At 64.8% G+C, this 19,983-nt stretch carries 16 protein-coding genes; 11 read left to right on the top strand and 5 right to left on the bottom strand.

Annotated elements, in window-relative coordinates; genetic code table 11:
- Positions 1-45: 45 nt before the first annotated feature.
- A complete protein-coding gene (locus IGS55_RS10600; protein ID WP_230516856.1) occupies positions 46-1,077 on the bottom strand; it encodes a methyltransferase domain-containing protein in 1,032 nt (343 codons plus the stop codon).
- A 128-nt stretch (positions 1,078-1,205) separates the two neighbouring features.
- On the opposite strand from IGS55_RS10600, the gene IGS55_RS10595 reads away from it, so the two are divergent.
- Both IGS55_RS10595 and IGS55_RS10590 read left to right on the top strand, forming a co-directional pair.
- Positions 1,206-2,096, top strand: coding sequence for a helix-turn-helix transcriptional regulator (locus tag IGS55_RS10595; protein WP_230516855.1), 891 nt, complete (start codon positions 1,206-1,208; stop codon positions 2,094-2,096).
- A 57-nt stretch (positions 2,097-2,153) separates the two neighbouring features.
- On the top strand, positions 2,154-2,558 hold the full coding sequence (locus IGS55_RS10590; RefSeq protein ID WP_230516854.1) for a VOC family protein: 405 nt from the start codon (positions 2,154-2,156) through the stop codon (positions 2,556-2,558).
- Between the two features lie 93 nt (positions 2,559-2,651).
- Here IGS55_RS10590 and IGS55_RS10585 read toward each other — a convergent pair whose 3' ends face one another.
- Complete coding sequence (locus IGS55_RS10585; protein ID WP_230516853.1) at positions 2,652-5,522, bottom strand: insulinase family protein; 2,871 nt, start codon at positions 5,520-5,522, stop codon at positions 2,652-2,654.
- 283 nt (positions 5,523-5,805) lie between these two features.
- On the opposite strand from IGS55_RS10585, the gene IGS55_RS10580 reads away from it, so the two are divergent.
- The 5 genes from IGS55_RS10580 to IGS55_RS10560 all read left to right on the top strand — a co-directional run bounded on the left by IGS55_RS10580 (position 5,806) and on the right by IGS55_RS10560 (position 10,965).
- On the top strand, positions 5,806-7,218 hold the full coding sequence (locus tag IGS55_RS10580) for a HAMP domain-containing sensor histidine kinase (protein WP_230516852.1): 1,413 nt from the start codon (positions 5,806-5,808) through the stop codon (positions 7,216-7,218).
- Positions 7,215-7,757 carry a hypothetical protein gene (locus tag IGS55_RS10575; RefSeq protein WP_230516851.1) on the top strand — a complete coding sequence of 181 codons (543 nt, stop codon included), beginning with the start codon at positions 7,215-7,217 and terminating at the stop codon, positions 7,755-7,757. Before IGS55_RS10580 ends, IGS55_RS10575 begins: the two co-directional genes overlap by 4 nt.
- Positions 7,754-9,121, top strand: a complete 1,368-nt coding sequence (locus tag IGS55_RS10570) for a sigma 54-interacting transcriptional regulator (RefSeq protein WP_230516850.1) — start codon at positions 7,754-7,756, stop codon at positions 9,119-9,121. Before IGS55_RS10575 ends, IGS55_RS10570 begins: the two co-directional genes overlap by 4 nt.
- Positions 9,122-9,388: 267 nt before the next feature.
- Positions 9,389-9,751 carry a BON domain-containing protein gene (locus tag IGS55_RS10565; RefSeq protein ID WP_034752546.1) on the top strand — a complete coding sequence of 121 codons (363 nt, stop codon included), beginning with the start codon at positions 9,389-9,391 and terminating at the stop codon, positions 9,749-9,751.
- A gap of 200 nt (positions 9,752-9,951) precedes the next feature.
- Entirely contained in the window at positions 9,952-10,965 is a 1,014-nt protein-coding gene (locus IGS55_RS10560) for a bile acid:sodium symporter family protein (protein ID WP_230516849.1), read from the top strand.
- Here IGS55_RS10560 and IGS55_RS10555 read toward each other — a convergent pair.
- Positions 10,917-12,380: a UdgX family uracil-DNA binding protein gene (locus tag IGS55_RS10555; RefSeq protein ID WP_230516848.1), complete on the bottom strand. Its 1,464-nt coding sequence runs from the start codon at positions 12,378-12,380 to the stop codon at positions 10,917-10,919. The two genes, IGS55_RS10560 and IGS55_RS10555, sit on opposite strands and share 49 nt — an antisense overlap.
- The gene (locus tag IGS55_RS10550; protein ID WP_230516847.1) at positions 12,377-13,609 is read right to left on the bottom strand and encodes a putative DNA modification/repair radical SAM protein; all 1,233 of its coding nucleotides are present in this window, start codon (positions 13,607-13,609) and stop codon (positions 12,377-12,379) included. Before IGS55_RS10550 ends, IGS55_RS10555 begins: the two co-directional genes overlap by 4 nt.
- A gap of 137 nt (positions 13,610-13,746) precedes the next feature.
- On the opposite strand from IGS55_RS10550, the gene modA reads away from it, so the two are divergent.
- Genes modA through IGS55_RS10530 form a run of 4 tightly spaced genes read left to right on the top strand, consistent with a single transcriptional unit; the run spans position 13,747 to position 16,726 of the window.
- A complete protein-coding gene (gene modA / locus IGS55_RS10545; RefSeq protein WP_230516846.1) occupies positions 13,747-14,511 on the top strand; it encodes a molybdate ABC transporter substrate-binding protein in 765 nt (254 codons plus the stop codon).
- A 16-nt stretch (positions 14,512-14,527) separates the two neighbouring features.
- Positions 14,528-15,205 carry a molybdate ABC transporter permease subunit gene (gene modB / locus IGS55_RS10540; protein WP_230516845.1) on the top strand — a complete coding sequence of 226 codons (678 nt, stop codon included), beginning with the start codon at positions 14,528-14,530 and terminating at the stop codon, positions 15,203-15,205.
- 11 nt (positions 15,206-15,216) lie between these two features.
- Positions 15,217-15,918, top strand: a complete 702-nt coding sequence (locus tag IGS55_RS10535) for a sulfate/molybdate ABC transporter ATP-binding protein (RefSeq protein ID WP_230516844.1) — start codon at positions 15,217-15,219, stop codon at positions 15,916-15,918.
- Between the two features lie 40 nt (positions 15,919-15,958).
- Positions 15,959-16,726, top strand: a complete 768-nt coding sequence (locus tag IGS55_RS10530; RefSeq protein WP_230516970.1) for a TOBE domain-containing protein — start codon at positions 15,959-15,961, stop codon at positions 16,724-16,726.
- Positions 16,727-16,818: 92 nt separating this feature from the next.
- On the opposite strand, the gene IGS55_RS10525 is transcribed toward IGS55_RS10530, so the two are convergent.
- Positions 16,819-19,893, bottom strand: coding sequence for a response regulator (locus IGS55_RS10525; RefSeq protein WP_230516843.1), 3,075 nt, complete (start codon positions 19,891-19,893; stop codon positions 16,819-16,821).
- Positions 19,894-19,983: the final 90 nt, after the last annotated feature.

Raw genomic sequence — 19,983 nt, 5'->3', positions numbered from 1 at the left:
GTATCCCTTTTTGCTATAAAAAAGATAATTACTAAATGGTAATTGTTAGGCACGAGCAATCAGCACTTGCACGGGCGCCATGGGAAAATCGCTGGCGCCGTATTGCTCCACTTGCTTCCAGTCTGTGTCGCGCAGCAGCTGCGCCAATTCACCGTGCCGTGTCACCGTGCGGCCCAGCATACGCATCGGCAAGTAGTACGGCAGCACGCGCGCCGCCTCGCCCGGTGCCGGGGCGATTTCCGCCTGCACGCAGACGAGCACGCCACCGGGTTTTAATGCCGCCTGCATCTTGCGCAAGGCGCCCGCCATGTCGGGCACGAAATGCAGCACGGACGAGCACCAGATCAGGTCGTAGCCGCTGCCGATATCGTCGCAGCCCAGGTCGCCGCCCACCGTTTCCAGGCGGTCGGATAGTTGCGCATGGGCGATATTCGCGGCCGCCACGGCCACCGTTTCCGGCCAGTCGAAAACGCAGCCGTGCAAGCCCGCATGGGCTTGCGCCAGCGCAATGGCAACCCAGCCCGGCCCGCCGCCCAGGTCGAGCAGGCGCAAGGGCGTGTTGCCGTCCGCAAACGGGGTGATGCGCTGCATCACGGACAGGGCCGCGCGCATGGTGACGGCGCGTTGTTCCTGGCCAATTTGCTGCTGCGCGGCGGCGGCCCAGTTGATGCCATTGGCCGTGTTGTACGGCGCCGCCTTGCCGCCGTCGCGCACCAGCGTACTGAGCTGCGTCGCAAAGTGGCGCAGCGCATGCAGCCGGTACAGCCAGGCGTCGCCGCAAAAGGCCACGGAGTTGCCGCAGAAATACTGCAAGGTGGCGGCCGTGCAGCGGTAGCGCTGGGCATCTGCGTCGGCCCCGTCGCGCTCCAGCAGCTGCATGCTCCAGAGCAGTTCCAGCAGCAGCGCCGTGTGCGGCGCATGCAGCGACAGGGTGTCGGCCAGCTGCGCCGGCGTGTGCGGTGTGGCCAGCACATCGAAAATGCCCAGTTCCAGGGCGGCGGCCAGCCCGTCCGCCTGCACGGGCGCGACGGCCAGGTCCCAGTACGGTTGCAAAGTGTGTTGCGACGTGAACGGCATGGTGCTTCCTTTCGGCGAGATGGGCATGGAAGCTATTTTATGCAACAATGAGAATAATTATCATTTGCATTTGTATGCGGCACGGCGCATTTCGTATGCGCGACGGCGCGCAAGGACAGGGAGGAGCGATGATGGAACAGGACAGGGAAGCGGCAGGCTGGACGCGGCGCCAGCTGGACCCGGGGTTGAAAGAGTGCCGCGCCGACCAGCGCCAGGTCGACCAGGGCTTGCTGCTCGTGCATTCCGATTACCGCCCGCGGCTGGCGCTCGTCGAGCAATCGAAGCATGAGGACGCGGGCGGCATGGTGATCACCATCGGCCTGGAAGGCGCGTCCGGCTACGTCACGCGCGATGGCGAACAATTGCGTTTCCGGGGCGGCCATACGACGGTGACGGCGTTTCGCCACACGAGCGGCGAGCGCCGTTTCGAGGCGAATCAGCGGGCGGCGCAATTGCGCGTGCTGGTGGGTGAAGAAGCGCTGGCGCGCTACTGGCCGGAAGGTTTGGCGTCCCTGCTGCCCGACGGCGGCGCGCGCCAGCTGGCGCATGCGGCCACCACGGCGGCCTGCGCCCAGCACGCCCGCTCGCTGCTGCGCGCGACGGACCCGCTGGCCGTGCATATCGGCGTGCTCAGCCTGCTGGCGGAACAGCTGCGGGCACTGCGGCCGGCGCCCTCTGCCGTGCCGCGCTGGTCCGAGACCGATATCGCCAGACTGGAACGCGTCCACGCGCTGATGCAGGAGCAGATGGCGCAGGAACTCACGCTCGATTACCTGTGCGCGCAATCGGGGCTGAGCTTGTTCAAGCTCAAGCAGGGGTGGCGCTACCGCTACAACGACAGCCCGCAGCGCACCCTGCTGGCGCTGCGCATGCAGCGGGCAAAGTTACTGCTGGAAAATGGTTGCCAGGTGGCGCAGGCGGGCTGGCAAACCGGCTATCGCCACCCGGCCAATTTCAGCGCCGCGTTCAGCCGCTATTTCGGCTACGCGCCGAAGACCGTGGGCCGCGCGGGCGCGTAAAAAGCCGGTGTAGAATCGGCGGGCAGCAACTACTCATACGACCCACAAGGAGACATGATGGCCCGCAAAATCTTTGTCAATCTGCCCGTCCAGTCGCTGGAACGCTCCATCGCGTTTTTCACGGCGCTGGGCTTCAGTTTCAATGCCCATTTCACGGATGAAACGGCGACGTGCATGATCGTCGCCGACGACATTTTCGTCATGCTGTTGACGCACGACAAATTCAAGCAATTTACGCCCAAGCAGCTGTGCGACACCAAGGTGGCGACGGAAGTGCTCGTGTGTTTGTCGGCCGAGAGCCGCGGCGAAGTCGATGAGCTGGTGGCGAAGGCCGTCCAGGCGGGCGGCAGCATCTACAAGGAGCCGATGGATTTCGGCTTCATGTATGGCCACAGTTTCCAGGACCTTGATGGGCATCAATGGGAATTGATGTATATGGAAGCAGGCGCCGTACCTGGCTGATCGGTGGTGGTGTCGGATTACGCGGCGTGCCGCCGCTAATCCGACCTACGCTACGGCTCAGGCAGATCGCGTAATCCGACGTCTCCGGCCAGCTTAGGAAGCCAGCGCCAGCAGATCGACCACGTCCAGGCCCGCCAGGTCTTGCGTCGTATTGCCCGCAAACGCGGCCCGGCTCGGCTGGCCGTTTTTCAGCCAGGTGCGCGTGACGGCCTTGATCTGCTCCAGGGTGCAATTGAGCACGCCGGTGCGGAATTGCTGGCGCACGGCTTCCGTCGTGCCACGCTGCTGCATGTTCCACGCCGTCAGCGCTTCCGCGTACGGCGAATGCGGCTTGTCGAGGCCCTTGATGACGCAGATGATGGCTTCTTCCACTTGTTCTTGCGAGAAATCGCCGTCGAGGATCTGATCGAGGGTCGTACCGAAGTCGGCGAACGTGCCGGCCAGGCGCGGATCGCGGTAGGAGCTCAATGTAAACGTGCCGGCGCCGGCCGCATAGCTGGCGCTGCCGCCATAGGCGCCGCCTTTTTCGCGCAGGGCCGTATGCAGCACCTGGTTGGTCATCAGTTCGGCGGCGACGGCCAGGGCCGAAGCGTCCGGACTGTGCACGCCCGGCACGGCCCAGGAAACGAAGCAATGGTTGATCTGGCTTGTCGCATGCAGGGCCGTGTTGGCCAGCGGCAAAGCTGCGGGAGCGACGGTTTCCGCCGGTGCGGCGGCATCCGTGCTGGCGGCAGGCAATTCCAGCAAGCGGGCCAGGGTGATGCCATCCTGCTCCAGGCCGGCGCACAGCACGGTCGGCTGCTGGGCGATGATGTGCGCGTGCAAGGTGTCGAGCTCGCGCGCGATTTCCTGCAAGCCTGCCGACGTCTTGCTCAGCTGCTGCAAACGGCGGTAGAACGGCAAGGCTGCCGGGCCGCCGACGATGTCGTCGAAGCGGCGCGTGGGCGACAGCGGTGCTGCCGAGGCCAGCATGGCGTAGCGGTTGCCCGATTCGGCCAGGCTGGAGAGTTTGTCTTGCACCAGGCTTTCGATCAGGAAAGCCAGGCGCTCTTCTTCATCGAAGCGGGGCTTGGCGATCCAGGCCGACAGCACGGCGGCGATGGCCGCGTGTTCTTCGCGCAAGCCGCTGGCCGAGAACGACAGTTCCACGCGCATCGCTTGTTGCGGGCGGGGAATGGCTTCCAGGCCGATGTGGAACGAGGGCACCATGCTCTGGCGCCAGGCGCTGGCGTCGTCGAACGACATGTCGCCCACGCCCAGTTCCGGCGCCAGGTCCGTGTACAAACGCAGCCATGGCCACGACGCTTCCGGCAGGTTCGACACGTCGTACAGCACGTTGGCATAGCTGATGCCGTTCGAGGCGATACTGAACGCCACGGCGCCGTCGACGGCGGCTGGAATCGGCAAGGCCGGACGCGGCAAGGCGCTGACGTCGCCAGGGCGGATGCGCGGCAAGACTTCGGAATTCGATGGCAGTTGCTGATGCGCTTCCAGCGCCGCGGACTCGGCCACGATGTGCTCGCGCTCGGCATCCGTCAGCGTCGCTTGCAGGGCCGCCAGCTTGGCGTCTTCCTGCGCGGCGCGGGCCGTGAAGTAGGCGCTGTCGGGCACCACGTGCGTCGTCAGGCGGGTCGGGTTGGCGATCAGCTCGCGCACCAGCTGCTTGAAGAAGGCCGGGTCGTCGATCTGCTGTTCCAGCGTTTCCAGGATGGCCGCATTGTCGAAAGCGTCCATCACGTCGCCGCCATACATGGCCAGCGGCAAGGCGTGCAGCAAGCGGCCCAGGCCGTAAGGCATGCGGCCGCTGCTGATTTCGCGCTGGCTGTACTTGATGTCGCGTAAGGCCGCGTGCAGCACGGCGGCGGGAATGCCCTCTTCCGCCGTCTCTTCCAGTGCCGTCCAGATGCGCTGGTGCGCATCGGCGATCTGTTCTTTGGTTAAACCTTCCATGCCGATGTGGAACACCATCTGGCGGATGCCCGCGTCGCGGCCATTCATGTCCGATGGACGGCCGTAGCCGGCCGATTCCATGGCGCGCATGACGGGCGCCGACGATTCACCGAGCAAGCCGTGCGACAGCAGATGCGCGTGGTAGTAGGCGATGGGGTCGCTCGACTCGCCCATCAGCCAGGCGAATTGCAGGCCGAATTCATCGTCGCGCGCTTCTTGCGACGGAATTTTGACGATGTTTTCCTGCGGCGCGGCCCATGCGGGCGCCAGCTGCGGCAGGCGGCGTTCGGAGAAACCGCTGAGCTTGGACAACACGCGCTCGGCGACTTGCTCCTGCACGGCCGACGCTTCGATATTGCCGGCGGTCATGATCACGGCTTGCGAAGGATGATAATGGCTGGCGTGGAATGCTTTCAGCATGTCATGCGTCAGCTCGGGGATGTCGAGCGGATCGCCGCCCGATTCCACTTCATACGTCGTGCCTTTGAGCAAGGCGCTGGCGATGCCGCTGTCGAGCGCGCGCATGGGGCTGTTGAAAGCGCCCTTCATTTCATTGAAGACGATGCCCTGGTACACGAGCTTGTCGCCTTCGAACGCATGGCGCCAGCCTTCCTGGCGGAAATTCAGGTAATCGAGGTTCGGGAAGAAGGCCGCGTCCAGGTAGACGTCGAGCAGGTTGAAGAAATCCTTGCGGTCGGTGCTGGCGAACGGGTACACGGTGCGGTCCGCATAGGTCATCGCATTCATGAACGTGGCCGTCGAGCGGCGCAGCATCGAGAAGAACGGGTCGCGCACCGGGTAGCGCGACGAGCCGCACAAGGCCAGGTGTTCGAGAATGTGGGCGCGCCCGTCGCTTACTTCCGGCACAGTGGGAAAGGCCACCAGGAACACCATCTCAGCCTGCTCGGTATGCATGTGGATATGGCGCATGCCCGTTGCTGGCTCGACATATTGCTCGATGGTTGCCTGCAAGACTGGAATGAAGTTGCTGCTGACTTTTTCAAATGTGCTCATGCGGTATGGGATCTCTGCGGTAGGTGATTCGGATAGTCGGTGGGGCTGCATCACATGTGGGGGCAAAGTGGCGCAATGCCAGGGCTGGGGGCCACTTTGATGCCTGTATGAAGTTTTTTCCTATTGTACTAGGAGTATCTGCGCGCCGCCGCCGACGCTTGCTTGTCGGGCGCAAAAGCAACAAGGTTGCCAAATCAGCTATTTTTGACAGCTGGCGCCCCGCGATGGAGGCTTAGCGTACCATGCGCCTTTTGCATTCCAGACTGAACCGAAGGCGCCTACCTTGTCCCGACTTTCCTTTCGCCAACTGTTATTTGCCGCCTTCATTTTGACGACGGGTATTTTGACGGCCACCTCCGTGCAAGCCCTGCTGACCCTCGAGCACCTGGCGCGGCTGGGGCGCGAGACGGCGGCGCAGGCGATTGCCCTGACGGAACAGTCGCAGCGCCTGTCCGAGCGCACCCTGGCCATGGAACGCAGCGCGCGCCAGTTCCTCGTGCTGGACGACCCCGTGTTCCGCGAGCGCTTCGCGGCGGCCCGCGACGAAGCGACGGCGGCGCTGCAAGTGCTGAACCGTGCCACGCCCGAGTTCGCTCCCCAGCTGGCCGACGAATGGACGGTGCAGGCGCAATCGGCCTGGGAAGTGTTACAGGCAGGCAAGCGCCGCAAGCGCGATGGCCACGCCGTCGTGTACCGCGCGTTTGCCCGCATGACGCAGATCAATGACAGCCTGGCGCGCGAAAGCAAGACGGAAATCGGCAGCCGCAACGACGCCCTGCTGGCCGAGCTGGAACGCCAGCGCCGCCTGCTGGGCGTGCTGGTGGGCGGCGCCGTGCTGCTGGCGGCCGTGCTGGCCACCTGCTTCGGCTTCCTGCTGTCGCGTCCGCTGCGCCGCATCGAGACGGCCATCGAGCGCCTCGGTGACAAGCGCTACGACCAGCCCATCGTCGTCGGCGGTCCGGCCGACACGCGCCGCCTTGGCCAGCAGCTGGACTGGCTGCGCCAGCGCCTGGCCGACCTCGATGCCGACAAGGAACGTTTTCTGCGCCATATTTCGCATGAACTGAAGACCCCGCTGGCGGCCCTGCGCGAAGGCGTGGCCTTGCTGGAAGACGAGGTGGCAGGCAAGCTCAGCGATAGCCAGCGCGAAATCGCCGGCATCCTGCAGCAAAACACGGCGTCCCTGCAAACGCAAATCGAGGACTTGCTGCGCTACAATACCGCCGCTTTTGACGCCCAGCACTTGGCGCACAGCAAGGTCGATTTGCTGGTCTTGCTGCAAGATGTGGTGGCCGGGCAGCGCCTGCAATGGCTGGCGCGCCGGTTGACGGTCGAGGTGCAGGGCGAATCCCTGAGCGTGCAAGCCGACCGCGACAAGCTGGCGACGGCCCTGGCCAATTTGCTGTCGAATGCCGTACGTTTCAGCCCGGAAGGCGGCACCGTGCGGTTTGCCCTGTCTGGCGCAGGCGGCCGTGTGCGCATCGATTGCATCGACGAGGGCGCCGGCGTGGCGCCCGAGGATGCCGCGCGTATTTTTGAACCGTTTTACCAGGGAGTGCGCCAGGCGGCCGGCGCGCGTAACGGCAATGGCATCGGCCTGTCCATCGTGCGCGAATATATCGCCGCCCACGATGGCAGCGTCACTCTTTTACCGCGCCCCGCCGGCGCGCATTTTCGGATAGAACTGCCCTTATGATGACGAGAATTTCCCTGGCCGCCATGGCCGCTTGCGCATTGCTGTTGGGCGCTTGCGCCGCCAAGCCCCCCGTCCAGACGCCCGTGCTCGTGCAAACGCCGCCGCGCGTCGTGGTGGTGGCCGATCCCCAGCTGACCGAACTGCTCGCGTATCAAAGCGCCTTGCGCCTGATGACGCCGTCGGAACTGGCGAAAGCGCAGCTGGACCTGGCGAAAGCCGACCATGCGCCGCACAACACGCTGCGCCGCGCCATGTTGCAGGCGGCCTTGCGCGGTCCGGGCGACCTGGCCCGCGCGCAAGCCTCGCTGGAACCGCTGGCCACGGCCACGGGCAAGGATGCGCAACTGCTGGCGCCGCTGGCGCAATTGCTGGGCAGCCAGTATGCGGAACTGCGCCGCCAGGAAGACAGCATCGACAAGCTCAACACGCAGTTGCGCGACGCCCAGCGCCGCAACGACTTGCTCAATGAAAAACTCGAAGCGTTAAAGAATATCGAGCGCAGCCTGTCCGTGCGCCCTGCCGCGGGAGCGCCGAAATGAGCGAGCACGCCCACATTTTATTGGTCGACGACGATCCCGACCTGCTGCGCCTGCTGACCATCCGCCTGAAGGCGGGCAATTATCGGGTCACGGCCGTGGGCAGCGCGGAAGCGGCGCTGGCGCGTCTGGCCGTGGAATTGCCGGCCCTGGTCATTACCGACGTGCAATTACCGGGCCGCGACGGCCTGGCCCTGTTCGATGAAATCCGCCGCCAGCATGCTGCCCTGCCCGTTATCCTGCTGACGGCGCACGGCACCATCCCGGACGCCGTCGACGCGACGGCGCGCGGCGCGTTTGCCTACCTGACGAAACCATTCGACGGCAAGCTGCTGATGGAAAAAGTGGCGTATGCCATCAACTTGTCCACCGTCATGCCGGCGCAAGCGTCCGGCGACGAGAGCTGGCGTGCCGAGCTGATCAGCCGCAGTGCGCAGATGGCCGAGCTGCTGGCCGAAGCCAAGCTGGTGGCGGGCTCCGACGCCAGCATCCTGATACGAGGCCCCAGCGGCACAGGCAAGGAATTGCTGGCGCGCGCCCTGCACAACGCCAGCCGCCGCGCCAAGGCGCCGTTCATCGCCGTCAACTGCGGCGCTATTCCCGAGCAGCTGCTGGAATCGGAACTGTTCGGCCACGTGAAGGGCTCGTTTACGGGCGCCGTCGGCAACCGCGAAGGCTTGTTCCAGGCAGCCGATGGCGGCACCCTGTTTTTGGATGAGATCGGCGACATGCCGCTGCCGCTGCAAGTCAAATTGCTGCGCGTGCTGCAGGAGCGGGCCGTGCGCCCCGTTGGCGCCGACCAGACGCGTCCGGTGGACGTGCGGCTCTTGTCGGCCACGCACCGCGACCTCGACGTGGCGATGGCGGAAGGGCAATTCCGCGAAGACTTGTATTACCGGCTCAATGTCGTGACCTTGACCCTGCCGCCGCTGGCCGAGCGCCGCGAAGACATCGCCCTGCTGGCGAACCATTTCCTGCAGAAACTGGCGGCCAAGTATCAAAAACCGTTGAACGGCTTCGCGCCCGATGCCTTGACGGCCCTGGTGGCGGCGCCATGGCCCGGCAACGTGCGCCAGCTGGTCAATGTCGTCGAGCAAGTGTGCGCGCTGGCCACGGCGCCGCTGGTGCCCTTGTCCCTGGTGCAGCGTGCCCTGCGCGTGCCGTCCCTGGAAGCGCTCAGCTATAACGAAGCCAAGCAGCGTTTCGAGCGCGACTACCTGATTCAGCTGCTGCGCCTGACGGATGGCAACGTGGCCGACGCGGCCCGCCTGGCCGACCGCAACCGCACGGAGTTCTACCGCTTATTGCAGAAATACGAGCTGACGCCGGCCCTGTTCCGGGCCGATGGCGACCCTGTCGCTGAATAGCGACAAAAATAAAGCGTTAAAAATCAGGGGCTTGGCGTAAAACATTAACGTTCTTGCCACAAGCTGTCGCTGCCAGGCGACAAAAAGTCCTGTTTTCCGGGCCAGATCGCCGCGAAACGGGCCGGAAAAATCGAGTTTGAATATAAGCAATTGATTTTAAAGGAAATTTAAAAGCTGGCACGGCGCTTGCTGTATGGGTAGATGTGACGCTTCAAAGTGTTGCTTTATCCAAGTAAGAAGCTTTTAACTTCATTGAGAGGAACTACCATGCAAACATCGAAACTGTTCAATACCCTGGTTGCCGCTATCGTACTGTCGGGCGCCTCGATCACCGCTTCGCATGCCGCTGACTCCGCACCAAAAGCACAAGCTCCTGCTGACACCGTCGTGGCCGCCAACGCTGCCGCAGCCGTCCCTGATGAAACCATCACTTCCTCGGCCAAGGCCGCCCTGAGCGCCGATGCGCAAGCCGCCGCCCTGCCAGTCAAGGTAGCAACCCAGCAAGGTGTTGTCGTCCTGTCGGGCGACGTACCGAGCGCCGAAGCGGGTGACCGCGTCGTGCAGATCGTCGCTTCCGTGAGCGGCGTGAAAGAAATCAAGAACGAGCTGAAAGTCAAAGCCGCCGGTTAATCCCCTCGCGCTGTACTTTACTCCGGGTTGCCCTGTCTGCGGACAGGGCATTTTTTTGTGCCATTGTGTCCACAAGCCACGCTTGCTTCCAGGCAGGTAGCTCGGCAATAGGGTTAGAATAGCCAGCACTGGCGCCGATTCCGGCGCTTTTTGTCATCCACGGCACAGCGTGCAAGGCTGCGCCGTTACCAGGCTACCGCATGTCTTCTTTTTCTCCCGCTGCCCTGCTGCGCAATCTGAAACCCGATAATTTCACCATCGCCCTGCTCGTCACCGTGGCGCTGGCCACCTTCCTGCCCTGCACGGGCCAGACGGCCGTGGTTTTCGGCAACATCACCACGGTCGCCATCGGCGCCCTGTTCTTCCTGCACGGCGCCAAGCTGTCGCGCGAAGCCGTGGTGGCAGGCGCCATGCACTGGCGTTTGCACTTGCTGGTGCTGGCCAGCACCTTTGTCCTGTTTCCGCTCTTGGGCCTGGCGCTGCGCCCGCTGGCGCTGACCTTCCTCACGCCCGACCTGTACATGGGCATCTTGTTCCTGTGCGCGCTGCCGTCCACCGTGCAGTCCTCGATCGCCATGACGGCCATGGCGCGCGGCAACGTGCCGGCCGCCATCTGCAGCGCCTCGGCCTCGAACTTCATCGGCATCTTCCTCGCCCCCATCCTGGTGGGCTTGCTGGTGGCCAAGGGCGCGGAAAGCAAGTCGTCCGTGGACGCCGTGCTGTCCATCGTCATGCAGCTGCTGCTGCCCTTCCTGGCTGGCCAGTTCCTGCGCCGCTGGATCGGCCGCTGGGTCGACCGCCACAAAGCCACCCTGAAATACGTCGACCAAGGTTCGATCTTGCTGGTGGTCTACACGGCCTTCAGCGAAGCCGTCAGCGAAGGCCTGTGGCATACGATCTCGGTGGAAACCCTGGTCGCCCTGGGCCTGATCAGCACCTTGCTGCTGGTGCTGGTGCTGGGCATCTCCACCTTCGTCAGCCGCCGCCTGGGCTTCAACAAGGAAGACGAAATCGCCATCGTCTTTTGCGCCTCGAAGAAAAGCCTGGCCAGCGGCGTGCCGATGGCCAAGGTGCTGTTTTCCACGCGTTCGCTGGGCATGGTGATCTTGCCGCTGATGCTGTTCCACCAGATTCAGCTGATGATTTGCGCCGTGATCGCGCAACGCTATGCGCGGCGCGATGAGGGGCGGGATGTGCCGGCCACGACGCTGTGATGGCGATCCTGCTCTAGCCGCAGCGCCTGCCGCAGCCCCGCCACTATGACCGCGTAAGCCTGCCGCCGGCTGGGCTCATCGGGCGCGCGCAGCACATACGCCGGGTGATATACGGTCACCACCGGGCGTCCCGCATGCTCGATAGTCGTGCCGATCAGCGGTGCCATGCTCGCCGCGCCATCCCTCAGGATGGACTTCAAGGCCGTGCTGCCCAGCGCCACGATCACCTGCGGCTGGACGCGCTCGATCTCTTCTTCCAGCCAGCCATGACAGGCGAGGATCTCGCGCTGCGCGGGCGTCTTGTGCAGGCGGCGCTTGCCGCGTGGCTCCCACTTGAAATGTTTGACGGCGTTGGTCAGGTAGACGCTGTCGCGCGCCATGCCCGCTTCCTGCATGGCTTGCTCGAGCAGCACCCCGGCCGGGCCCACAAACGGCAGTCCCGCCAGGTCTTCCTGGTCGCCCGGCTGCTCGCCCACAAGCATGATGCGCGCCTGTGCTGGGCCAATGCCGGGCACGGCTTGCGTGGCGTGCTGCCACAGTTCGCAGCGGCGGCACTGGTCCAGGCTTGTCGCTACTTCGCGCGCCGGCTGGACGCGTTCGGCGGCAATCGGGATCATGGCCGCGCCGCTGCGCTGGCCCACGCTGGCCGTCTGGCCCGTGCGGCGTTCGCCGTTGGTGGCGCCGCTGAGCATGGCGGGCACGATGGCGCCTTCCGGCAGGTTTTTCCAGAAACGCGAGGGGATATGGCTGTGCAGCAAATCCGCATTCACGCGCGCGGGATTGAAGATGCTGCGGTAGTAGGTCAGCCACAGGGCTTCGCCGGCATCGTCGATATCGGCCGCGTCCCGCATCAGTGCGGGTCCAGCGTGCAAGATTGTGCCATCCCATAGCATGCTGGCGGCGGGCGTGGCGATCATCCAGCTGGTCGATCCCATGCGGCGGGCGAAGTGGCGCGCCACTTGCGGCAGCACTTCGTGCACGGGTTCGAACCAGGCCACAAAACGCGGTGCCTCTTCCGCTTCGCTGCGTTCGCGGAAGCGTACATACGCATGCATGTCGTGCTCCTCGCGGTGCACGGCCTTGACCATGGCGTGCAGGCGCGCGCCGTCCGCATCGGCCGGCGACATCACGTCGTACTGGCCCAGCTGCCAGCGCCACAGCACCTGGTACAGGAAGGCCCAGCGGTCAGGCACGCTGAAACAGGCGGCGGTCCGCAGCAGTTCCACCAGCTGGCGCGGCAGGCGCAGCTGCGGCGCGCCGGTATCGGTCGCATCCGGCGTGGCGGAAAACAGGTCGCCATCGCCGGGACGCGACTGCCAGGCAACGTCGGCAGGCGGCACGCCAAGCGCGATCAGTTCGCGTGCCGCCGCGCGCCACTCGTCGAACGATTGCGCCAGCCTCACCACCGTGCTCATGCGGCCTGCAGCTCCGGCCACAGATACATTTGCTGCGGCGCCTCCGCCATGGCGCGCCGCAGGTGTTCGGAGGCGGTCGTGTCGCGCGCGGGAAAGTAGTCGGCCGTGATGATGAAGGGAGCGATTTTCTTCATGCTGCAGCGCAGGCGCGACAGGTCGGCGTAGCGCACCTGTCGCAGCCGCCGCAGGTCGACGATGCGCTGCGCGTTGCGCAGGCCGATGCCGGGTACGCGGGCGATCATGTGCTGCGCCGCGCGGTTCAAGTCCAGCGGAAAATGTTCGCGGTGCGCCAGCGCCCACGCCAGTTTCGGGTCGATATCGAGCGCCAGGTTGCCGCCCGTGGCGGGCAGCAGTTCGCTGGCCTGGAAACCATAGCTGCGCAGCAGGAAATCGGCCTGGTACAGCCGGTGTTCGCGCAGCATCGGTGGCGGCGCCAGCGGCACGCTTTTCGGGCTGTCGGGGATCGGGCTGAAAGCCGAGTAATACACGCGCTTGAGTTTGTAGCTGCCGTACAAGGTCTCGGCCGTGGCGAGGATTTGCTGGTCGTCGCTGGCGTCGGCGCCGACGATCATCTGCGTGCTTTGCCCGGCCGGCGCGAAGCGCGGCGCGCGTGGTTCCTCGGCCTTTTCATCGAGCTTGCGGCGTATCGACCCCATCGCCAGCTTGATCGTGTGCACGCTCTTTTCCGGCGCCAGCTTTTGCACGCTGTCCTGGGTCGGCAGTTCGATGTTGACGCTGAGCCGGTCGGCATAGCGGCCCGCCTGCGCGATCAGCGCCGGATCGGCGTCGGGAATGGTTTTCAGATGGATGTAGCCGCGGAACTGGTGCACTTCGCGCAACTCGCGCGCCACCTGCACCAGTTGTTCCATCGTGTAGTCGGCCGACTGGATGATGCCGGAACTGAGGAACAGGCCGTCGATGTAGTTGCGCAGGTAAAAGTCGCTCGTCAGTTTCACCACTTCGGCCACGGTAAAGCGCGCACGCGGCACGTTTGACGTGCGGCGGTTGACGCAGTACTGGCAGTCGTACAGGCAGTAATTCGTCAGCAGCACTTTCAGCAGCGAGACGCAGCGCCCATCCGGCGTGTAGCTGTGGCAAATGCCCATGCCCGAGGTGGCGCCAAAGCCGTCCTTGCCGATGGAATCGCGCTTGGGCGCGCCGCTGCTGGCGCAGGACGCATCGTACTTGGCCGCGTCGGCCAGGATTTCCAGCTTGTCCGTCAATTCCATGATGCACCTCGATATACTGTGTTTATATACAGTATATCAGGGAATGGGACTTGCGCTGACTTGACCTGTGCGATGGCAGAGCGCTATATATCGGTGTATATTACGGGCCTGGTTCTCTTCTCATCAAGGATACGATCATGCGCCTTACCTCCCTCGCCACACTGCTCGGCGCCGCCCTCTTCGCCACCGCCACCGCCGCCTCGTCCGCCCTTGCCGGCGAAGTGGTCGTGTCGGCCGCGGCCAGCCTGACGAATGCGTTCAAGGAGGCGGCGCAAGGCTACGAGGCGCAGTATCCGGGCAGCAAGGTGTCCTTGAACTTTGCCGCCTCGGGCGTGCTGCTGCAGCAGATCGTCAAGGGCGCGCCCGTGGACGTGTTTGCCTCGGCCGACCAGGAAACCATGGATGCGGCGCAAAAGCAGGGCCTTGTCTTGCCGGCCGAGCGCATGGACTTCGTCGGCAACAGCCTGGTGCTGATCGTGCCGCACGATAGCAAGCTGGGCATCAAGAGCTTGAGCGACCTGACGCGCAAGGACGTGACCCGCGTGGCCATCGCCAATCCGGCCAGCGTGCCCGTCGGCCGTTACTCGGAAGGCGCGCTGAAGAAGGCGAAGCTGTGGGACGCCGTGCAATCTAAAGCCATCGGCACGCAGAACGTGCGCCAGTCGCTCGACTACGTGGCGCGCGGCGAAGTCGATGCGGGCTTTGTCTACTCCACCGACGCGGCCATCATGAAAGACAAGGTCAACGTGGTGTTGGAAGTGCCGCTGGACGCACCCGTGCTGTACCCGATCGCCACCATCAAGGGCAGCGGCAATGCGGCCGAAGCGAAGCGCTTCGTCAGCTATCTGCAGACGGTGCCGGCGCAAGCCATCCTCGCCAAATACGGGTTTAAAAAGCCATAAAGTAGAACGACTGCACATGGATATCGCCTGGACCGCGCTGGCCCTGTCGCTCAAAGTGGCGGCATGGGCCACGGCGCTTAACTTGTTGCTCGGCATCGGCACGGGCTATCTGCTGGCACGCACGCGTTTTCCCGGGCGCGAGCTGCTCGACGCCCTGTTGACCCTGCCGATGGTGATGCCGCCGACCGTGCTCGGCTATTACCTGCTGGTGCTGCTGGGCCGGCGCGGCACCCTGGGCATCTGGCTGCAGGACAACTTCGGCATCAACCTGATTTTTACATGGCAGGGCGCCGTGATCGCTTCCACCGTGGTCGCCTTTCCCCTCGTCTTCAAGCCCGCGCGCGCCGCCTTCGAGGCCGTCGACGGCCAGCTCGAGCAGGCTGCCCGCGTGCTGGGCATTTCCGAGCCGGCGATTTTCTTTCGCGTCACCTTGCCGCTGGCCTGGCGCGGCATCCTGGCCGGCGTGCTGCTGGGATTCGTGCGCGCGCTCGGCGAATTCGGCGCCACCTTGATGGTGGCCGGCAGCATTCCCGGCAAGACGCAGACCCTGTCGGTGGCCGTGTATGAAGCCGTGCAGGCGGGCCAGGACGACGTGGCCAATACGCTGGTCGTGATCATCTCGGTGGTCTGCATCGTGGTGCTGCTGTCGGCTGGCCGCCTGGCGCCCGGGCGCGTCGCGCACAAAGGACGCTGAGGATGACGCCCATGCAACTCGACCTCGACATCCGCGCCACCTTGCGCTCCGGCAAACGCCGCTTCGACCTGCAGGTGCAATGCACGTCCGGCAGCCAGCGCATCGCCATGTATGGCCCGTCCGGCGCCGGCAAGAGCATGACCCTGAAAGCCATTGCCGGACTGTTTACACCGGACGCAGGCCATATCCGCCTGAACGGGCGCACCCTGTTCGATTCGGCCGCCGGCATCAACTTGCCGCCGCAGCAGCGCAACGTCGCCTACCTGTTCCAGGATTACGCGCTGTTCCCGCACCTGACGGTGCGCCAGAACGTGGGCTTTGGCCTGAGCCGCGGCTGGTTCAATCCGCGCGCGCGCGAAAAGTTGGCCAAGGTCGAGCATTGGCTCGACGCGTTTCACTTGCAGGAACTGGCGCACCAGTTCCCCGACGAGTTGTCCGGAGGCCAGCGCCAGCGGGTGGCGCTGGCGAGGGCGCTCGTGGCCGAGCCGTCCGCGCTGCTGCTCGACGAGCCGTTTGCCGCCCTCGATCCGGCCCTGCGTGTCAAAATGCGGCTGGAACTGAGCCAGTGGCAGCAGCGCCTGGACGTGCCCATGATCCTGATCACACACGATCCGGAAGATGCGCGCATCCTGGGCGAACACGTGCTGTATTTGCGCGACGGACAGATCGATAACAGGGAAGACCACATGGCATTGGGTGAACGCATTGGATAAATCGGCGGCAGCGGAAATCGGCCTAGAAGGTTCGGTATGGATGACGGTGGGTGGCGAGCACCTGGGCGGCGCCGGCAGGGTGGAATTGCTGGGCGCCATCGCCGAGTGCGGTTCCATCACGCAGGCGGCCAAGCTTGTGAAGATGAGCTACAAGGCGGCCTGGGACGCCATCGACGCGATGAACAATCTGGCCGGCGAGCCGCTGGTCGAGCGCCTGACGGGCGGCAAGGGCGGCGGCGGCACGCGGCTCACGCAACGGGGACGCCAGCTGGTCGACAATTTCCGCATCATCGAGCGCGAGCATGCCCGCTACCTGCGCCAGCTGGGCAGCCAGGCCGAAGGCATCGCCGACGATCTTTTACTCATACGGAGAATGGCCATGAAAACCACGGCACGCAATCAATTCCTCGGCAAGGTGGCCGAACTGAAACAGGGTGCCGTCAACGATGAAGTCACCCTGGAATTGCCGGGCGGCCAGCATATCGTTGCCATCGTCACGCAGGGCAGCAGCGCAAGCCTGGGCCTGGTGCCTGGCGCGGAAGCGTTTGCGCTGATCAAGGCTTCGTCCATCATCCTCGTGGCCGACAGCGAAGGCGCGCGCTTTTCCGCGCGCAACCAGCTGGCCGGCACGGTCACGCGCGTGCAGACGGGCGCCGTCAACACGGAAGTGGTGCTGGACCTGCCACGCGGCGGCACGATCGCCGCCATCATCACCAACCAGAGCTGTACCGACCTGGGGATCGCCATCGGCGGCAGCGTGACGGCGATGTTCAAGGCGTCCAGCGTGATCCTCGGTGTACCCGCGTAAATTGCGTAGGTCGGATTAGCGCAGCGTAATCCGACAACATTGTTGCCGCGTCCTGTCGGATTACGCGCGTGGCGCTAATCCGACCTACCCTTTTAATCCTTCAGCCTGGACAACCAGTCGGCGGCCGCCGCCAGCGCCTGTTCCAGCTCCTGCGCCGTGTGCGCCAGCAGGCTTGGGACTTCGTCCAGGCGACCGGCGTCGATGGCTTCCTCGGTGGCGAACGCGGCGCGGATCAGGCGTTTCGTGCCCAGGGTGCCGACGGAGCCGCGCACGCTGTGCAGGATGCGCGCCACGTCGCTGTGGCGGCCCGCCTGCAACGCGGTTTCGGCATCGCGCACGGGCGTCATGCCCTTGTTCAGCGCGTCTTCGACCATGCGCCGCAGCACGCCGCGCCCCTTCGCGTCGCGTCCCATCACGCGCATCAGCGGCGCCATGGAAAACACTTCCTCGTCGGCGACGCGCACCGGCTCGGCCGTTTGCACTTGCGGGCGCTTGGGCAGGTGGCGCAGGATGACTTCCATCATCTCTTCCACCACGACAGGCTTGGCGATGAAGTCGCTGATGCCGGCCGTCATGCAGCGCTCGCGCTCGGACGCCAGCACGCCGGCCGTCATGGCGATCACGGGCAGGCTCAGGCGCAGTTCCGTGCGGATGATGTGGGTGGCGCTGAAACCGTCCATGACGGGCATCTGCATGTCCATCAGCACGATGTCGTAGCGCAGCGCTTCCGTGCGCAGCCGTTCCACGGCCTGCAAGCCGTCGCCGACGACGTCGAGGGTGGCGCCCATGTGTTCGAGGATGCCGCGCGCCACGGCCTGGTTCAAATGATTGTCTTCCACCAGCAGGAAATGCACGCCGGCCAGTTGCGTGCCCAGCGGCTGGTGCAGGATGCGCTGCTCGCCGCCGTCGTTCTTCGTGATCAGGGCCTGATGCAGGGCATCGAACAGGCTCGAACCCGTGATCGGCTTCATCAGCACGACGTCGGCCTCGGCCGCGCTGGAGATTTCCTCGAGGTGGTTGCGGGCGAAGGCGTTGACCATCACCACGATGGGCTGCCGCTGGCCGCTGGCCGCCTGGCGGATGGCCTTCGCCGTGGCCAGGCCGTCCATGACGGGCATGTGCCAGTCGGCCAGCACCACGTCGTACGGCTGCTGCTGCGCCAGGCGTTCGCGGTACAGTTCGATGGCGGCAAAGCCGGAGTCGACTTCATCGGCCAGCCACCCCCACGCCTCGATCAGCTTGACGATCAGTTCGCGCGTGGTGCGGTTATCGTCCGCCACCAGCAGGCGCAGCTGGCCCAGCGTGGGCGTGCGCCGCGTTTCGGCCGGCTGCGCCAGCATCTCGAACGGCACGCTGAACCAGAAGCGGCTGCCCTTGCCTTCGCTGCTGGCGACGGCGATGTCGCCGCCCATCATGTGGATCAGCTGCTTGCTGATGGCCAGGCCCAGGCCCGTGCCGCCGAAGCGCCGCGTGATGCTCTGGTCGCCCTGTGAAAACGCGGCAAACAGTTGTTGTTGCTGCAGTTCCGTCATGCCGATGCCCGTGTCGCGCACTTCGAAGCGCAGCCAGGCGCGGCCGTTCTCGCTCTCGGCCAGGCTGACGGCCACCACCACTTCGCCGCTCTCGGTAAATTTGATGGCGTTGCCGGCCAGGTTGACGAGGATTTGCTGCAGGCGCTGGGTGTCGCCCACGAGGCGCCGCGGCACGTCGGGCTCGACGGAGATGGCCAGTTCCAGTTCCTTTTCGCCCGCATTCATCGTCATCGTCGTGGCCAGGGTATTCATGACTTCGTCGAGGTCGAATTCGACGGGCGACAGTTCCATGCGGCGTGCCTCGATCTTCGAATAATCGAGCACGTCGTTGAGGATGCCCAGCAGCGACTGGCCCGCCACGCGCACCATGGTCAGATACTTGCGCTGTTCCGTATCGAGCTTGGTATTGCCCAGCAAATACACCATGCCCAGCACGGCATTGAGGGGCGTGCGGATTTCATGGCTCATGTTGGCCACGAAATCGCTCTTCGCGCGGTTGGCGGCCTCGGCCCGGTCGCGTTCCTGCTCCAGTTCCGCCGCGCGCGATTCAAGTTCCTGCTGCAGGCGGTCGCGCTCGCTCATCAGGCCGTTGAACGCTTCCGTCAGTTCGCCGATCTCGTCGCGCTGCTGCACCGGCACGGGGGTGAAACGGCTGCCGCTGGTACGCAGGGCCAGCAGGGTGTCGCGCAGGCGCACCAGCGGCGACAGCAGGCGCACGGTGACCCAGCCCAGCACGGCTGCGGCCAGCAGCGAAGCGAGGATGCTCCACAGCACCAGCCGGTACAGCACGCCATCGAACGGTTCGAAGGCATCCGCCAAGGGCAGCGAGGTGGCCAGCAGCCAGTTCACCGATTTCAGGCGCTTGAAGCTGTTGACGGCCGTGATGCCGCGGCTGTTGGTGCTGACCATGCTGCCTTCGCCATCTTCCTTCAGCAGCTGGGTCGTCGTCAGGTTGGCGTTCGGCTGGCGCGGCTGCAGCAAACGGCTGGTATCGGGATGCAGCACATAGCGCGGCACGGCGCCGCGCGTGAGGATGAAGTAATAGCCGCTCTTGCCGATCTTTTCCGAGCGCAGACGCCCCAGCAGATTGTCCTTGTACAGGCGCAGCACGCCGATCACCACGCCGGCCACCTGGCCATCGGCGGCCAGCACGGGCGCCACCATCTGCACGATGGGCATGCCGCTCGATTTGCCGAGCATCGGTTCGGTGATCATGGGCTGGCGCGTGCGCAGCACGGTCTGGAAATACTCGCGCTCGGCGACGTTGATGCCCGTGCGCCCCGCCACTTCCGGCATGTCGGCCACGACGGCGCCATGCGCGTCGAGCACCAGCACGTCGTCGAACAGCACCAGCATCGAGCGGCGCGAATAGTATTCGCGCAATTGGGCTGGCTGGGCCATCAGTTCCGGCGGCTGCTGCCTGGCCGTCAGGGTGACGATCTGCAGCAGCATGCCCAGCTTGTCGTCGAGCTCGGCAGCGGTGCGGCTGATCAGGGACGACTGCTGGCTCAGCAGTACTCGGGTGAAGTCGTCGCGCATGTGCTGCACCTGTATCATGGTGACCAGCGCGATCATGGCGATCGAGGTCAGGCTGGTGGCCAGCGCGACTTTTGCTTTGATGCCGAGAGGCTTCATGATTTCCTTTTCAGTACCGGGCGGCACAGGCGGCAGATAATGCTGTCAGGAATTTTCCTATCAATACCCCAGCTTGGCAAGCGCCGCCGC

The sequence above is a fragment of the Janthinobacterium sp. EB271-G4-3-2 genome (assembly GCF_020858035.1).
In the GTDB taxonomy this organism is placed as follows: domain Bacteria; phylum Pseudomonadota; class Gammaproteobacteria; order Burkholderiales; family Burkholderiaceae_D; genus Janthinobacterium; species Janthinobacterium aestuarii.
This window is presented reverse-complemented; position numbering and strand designations above follow the sequence as displayed.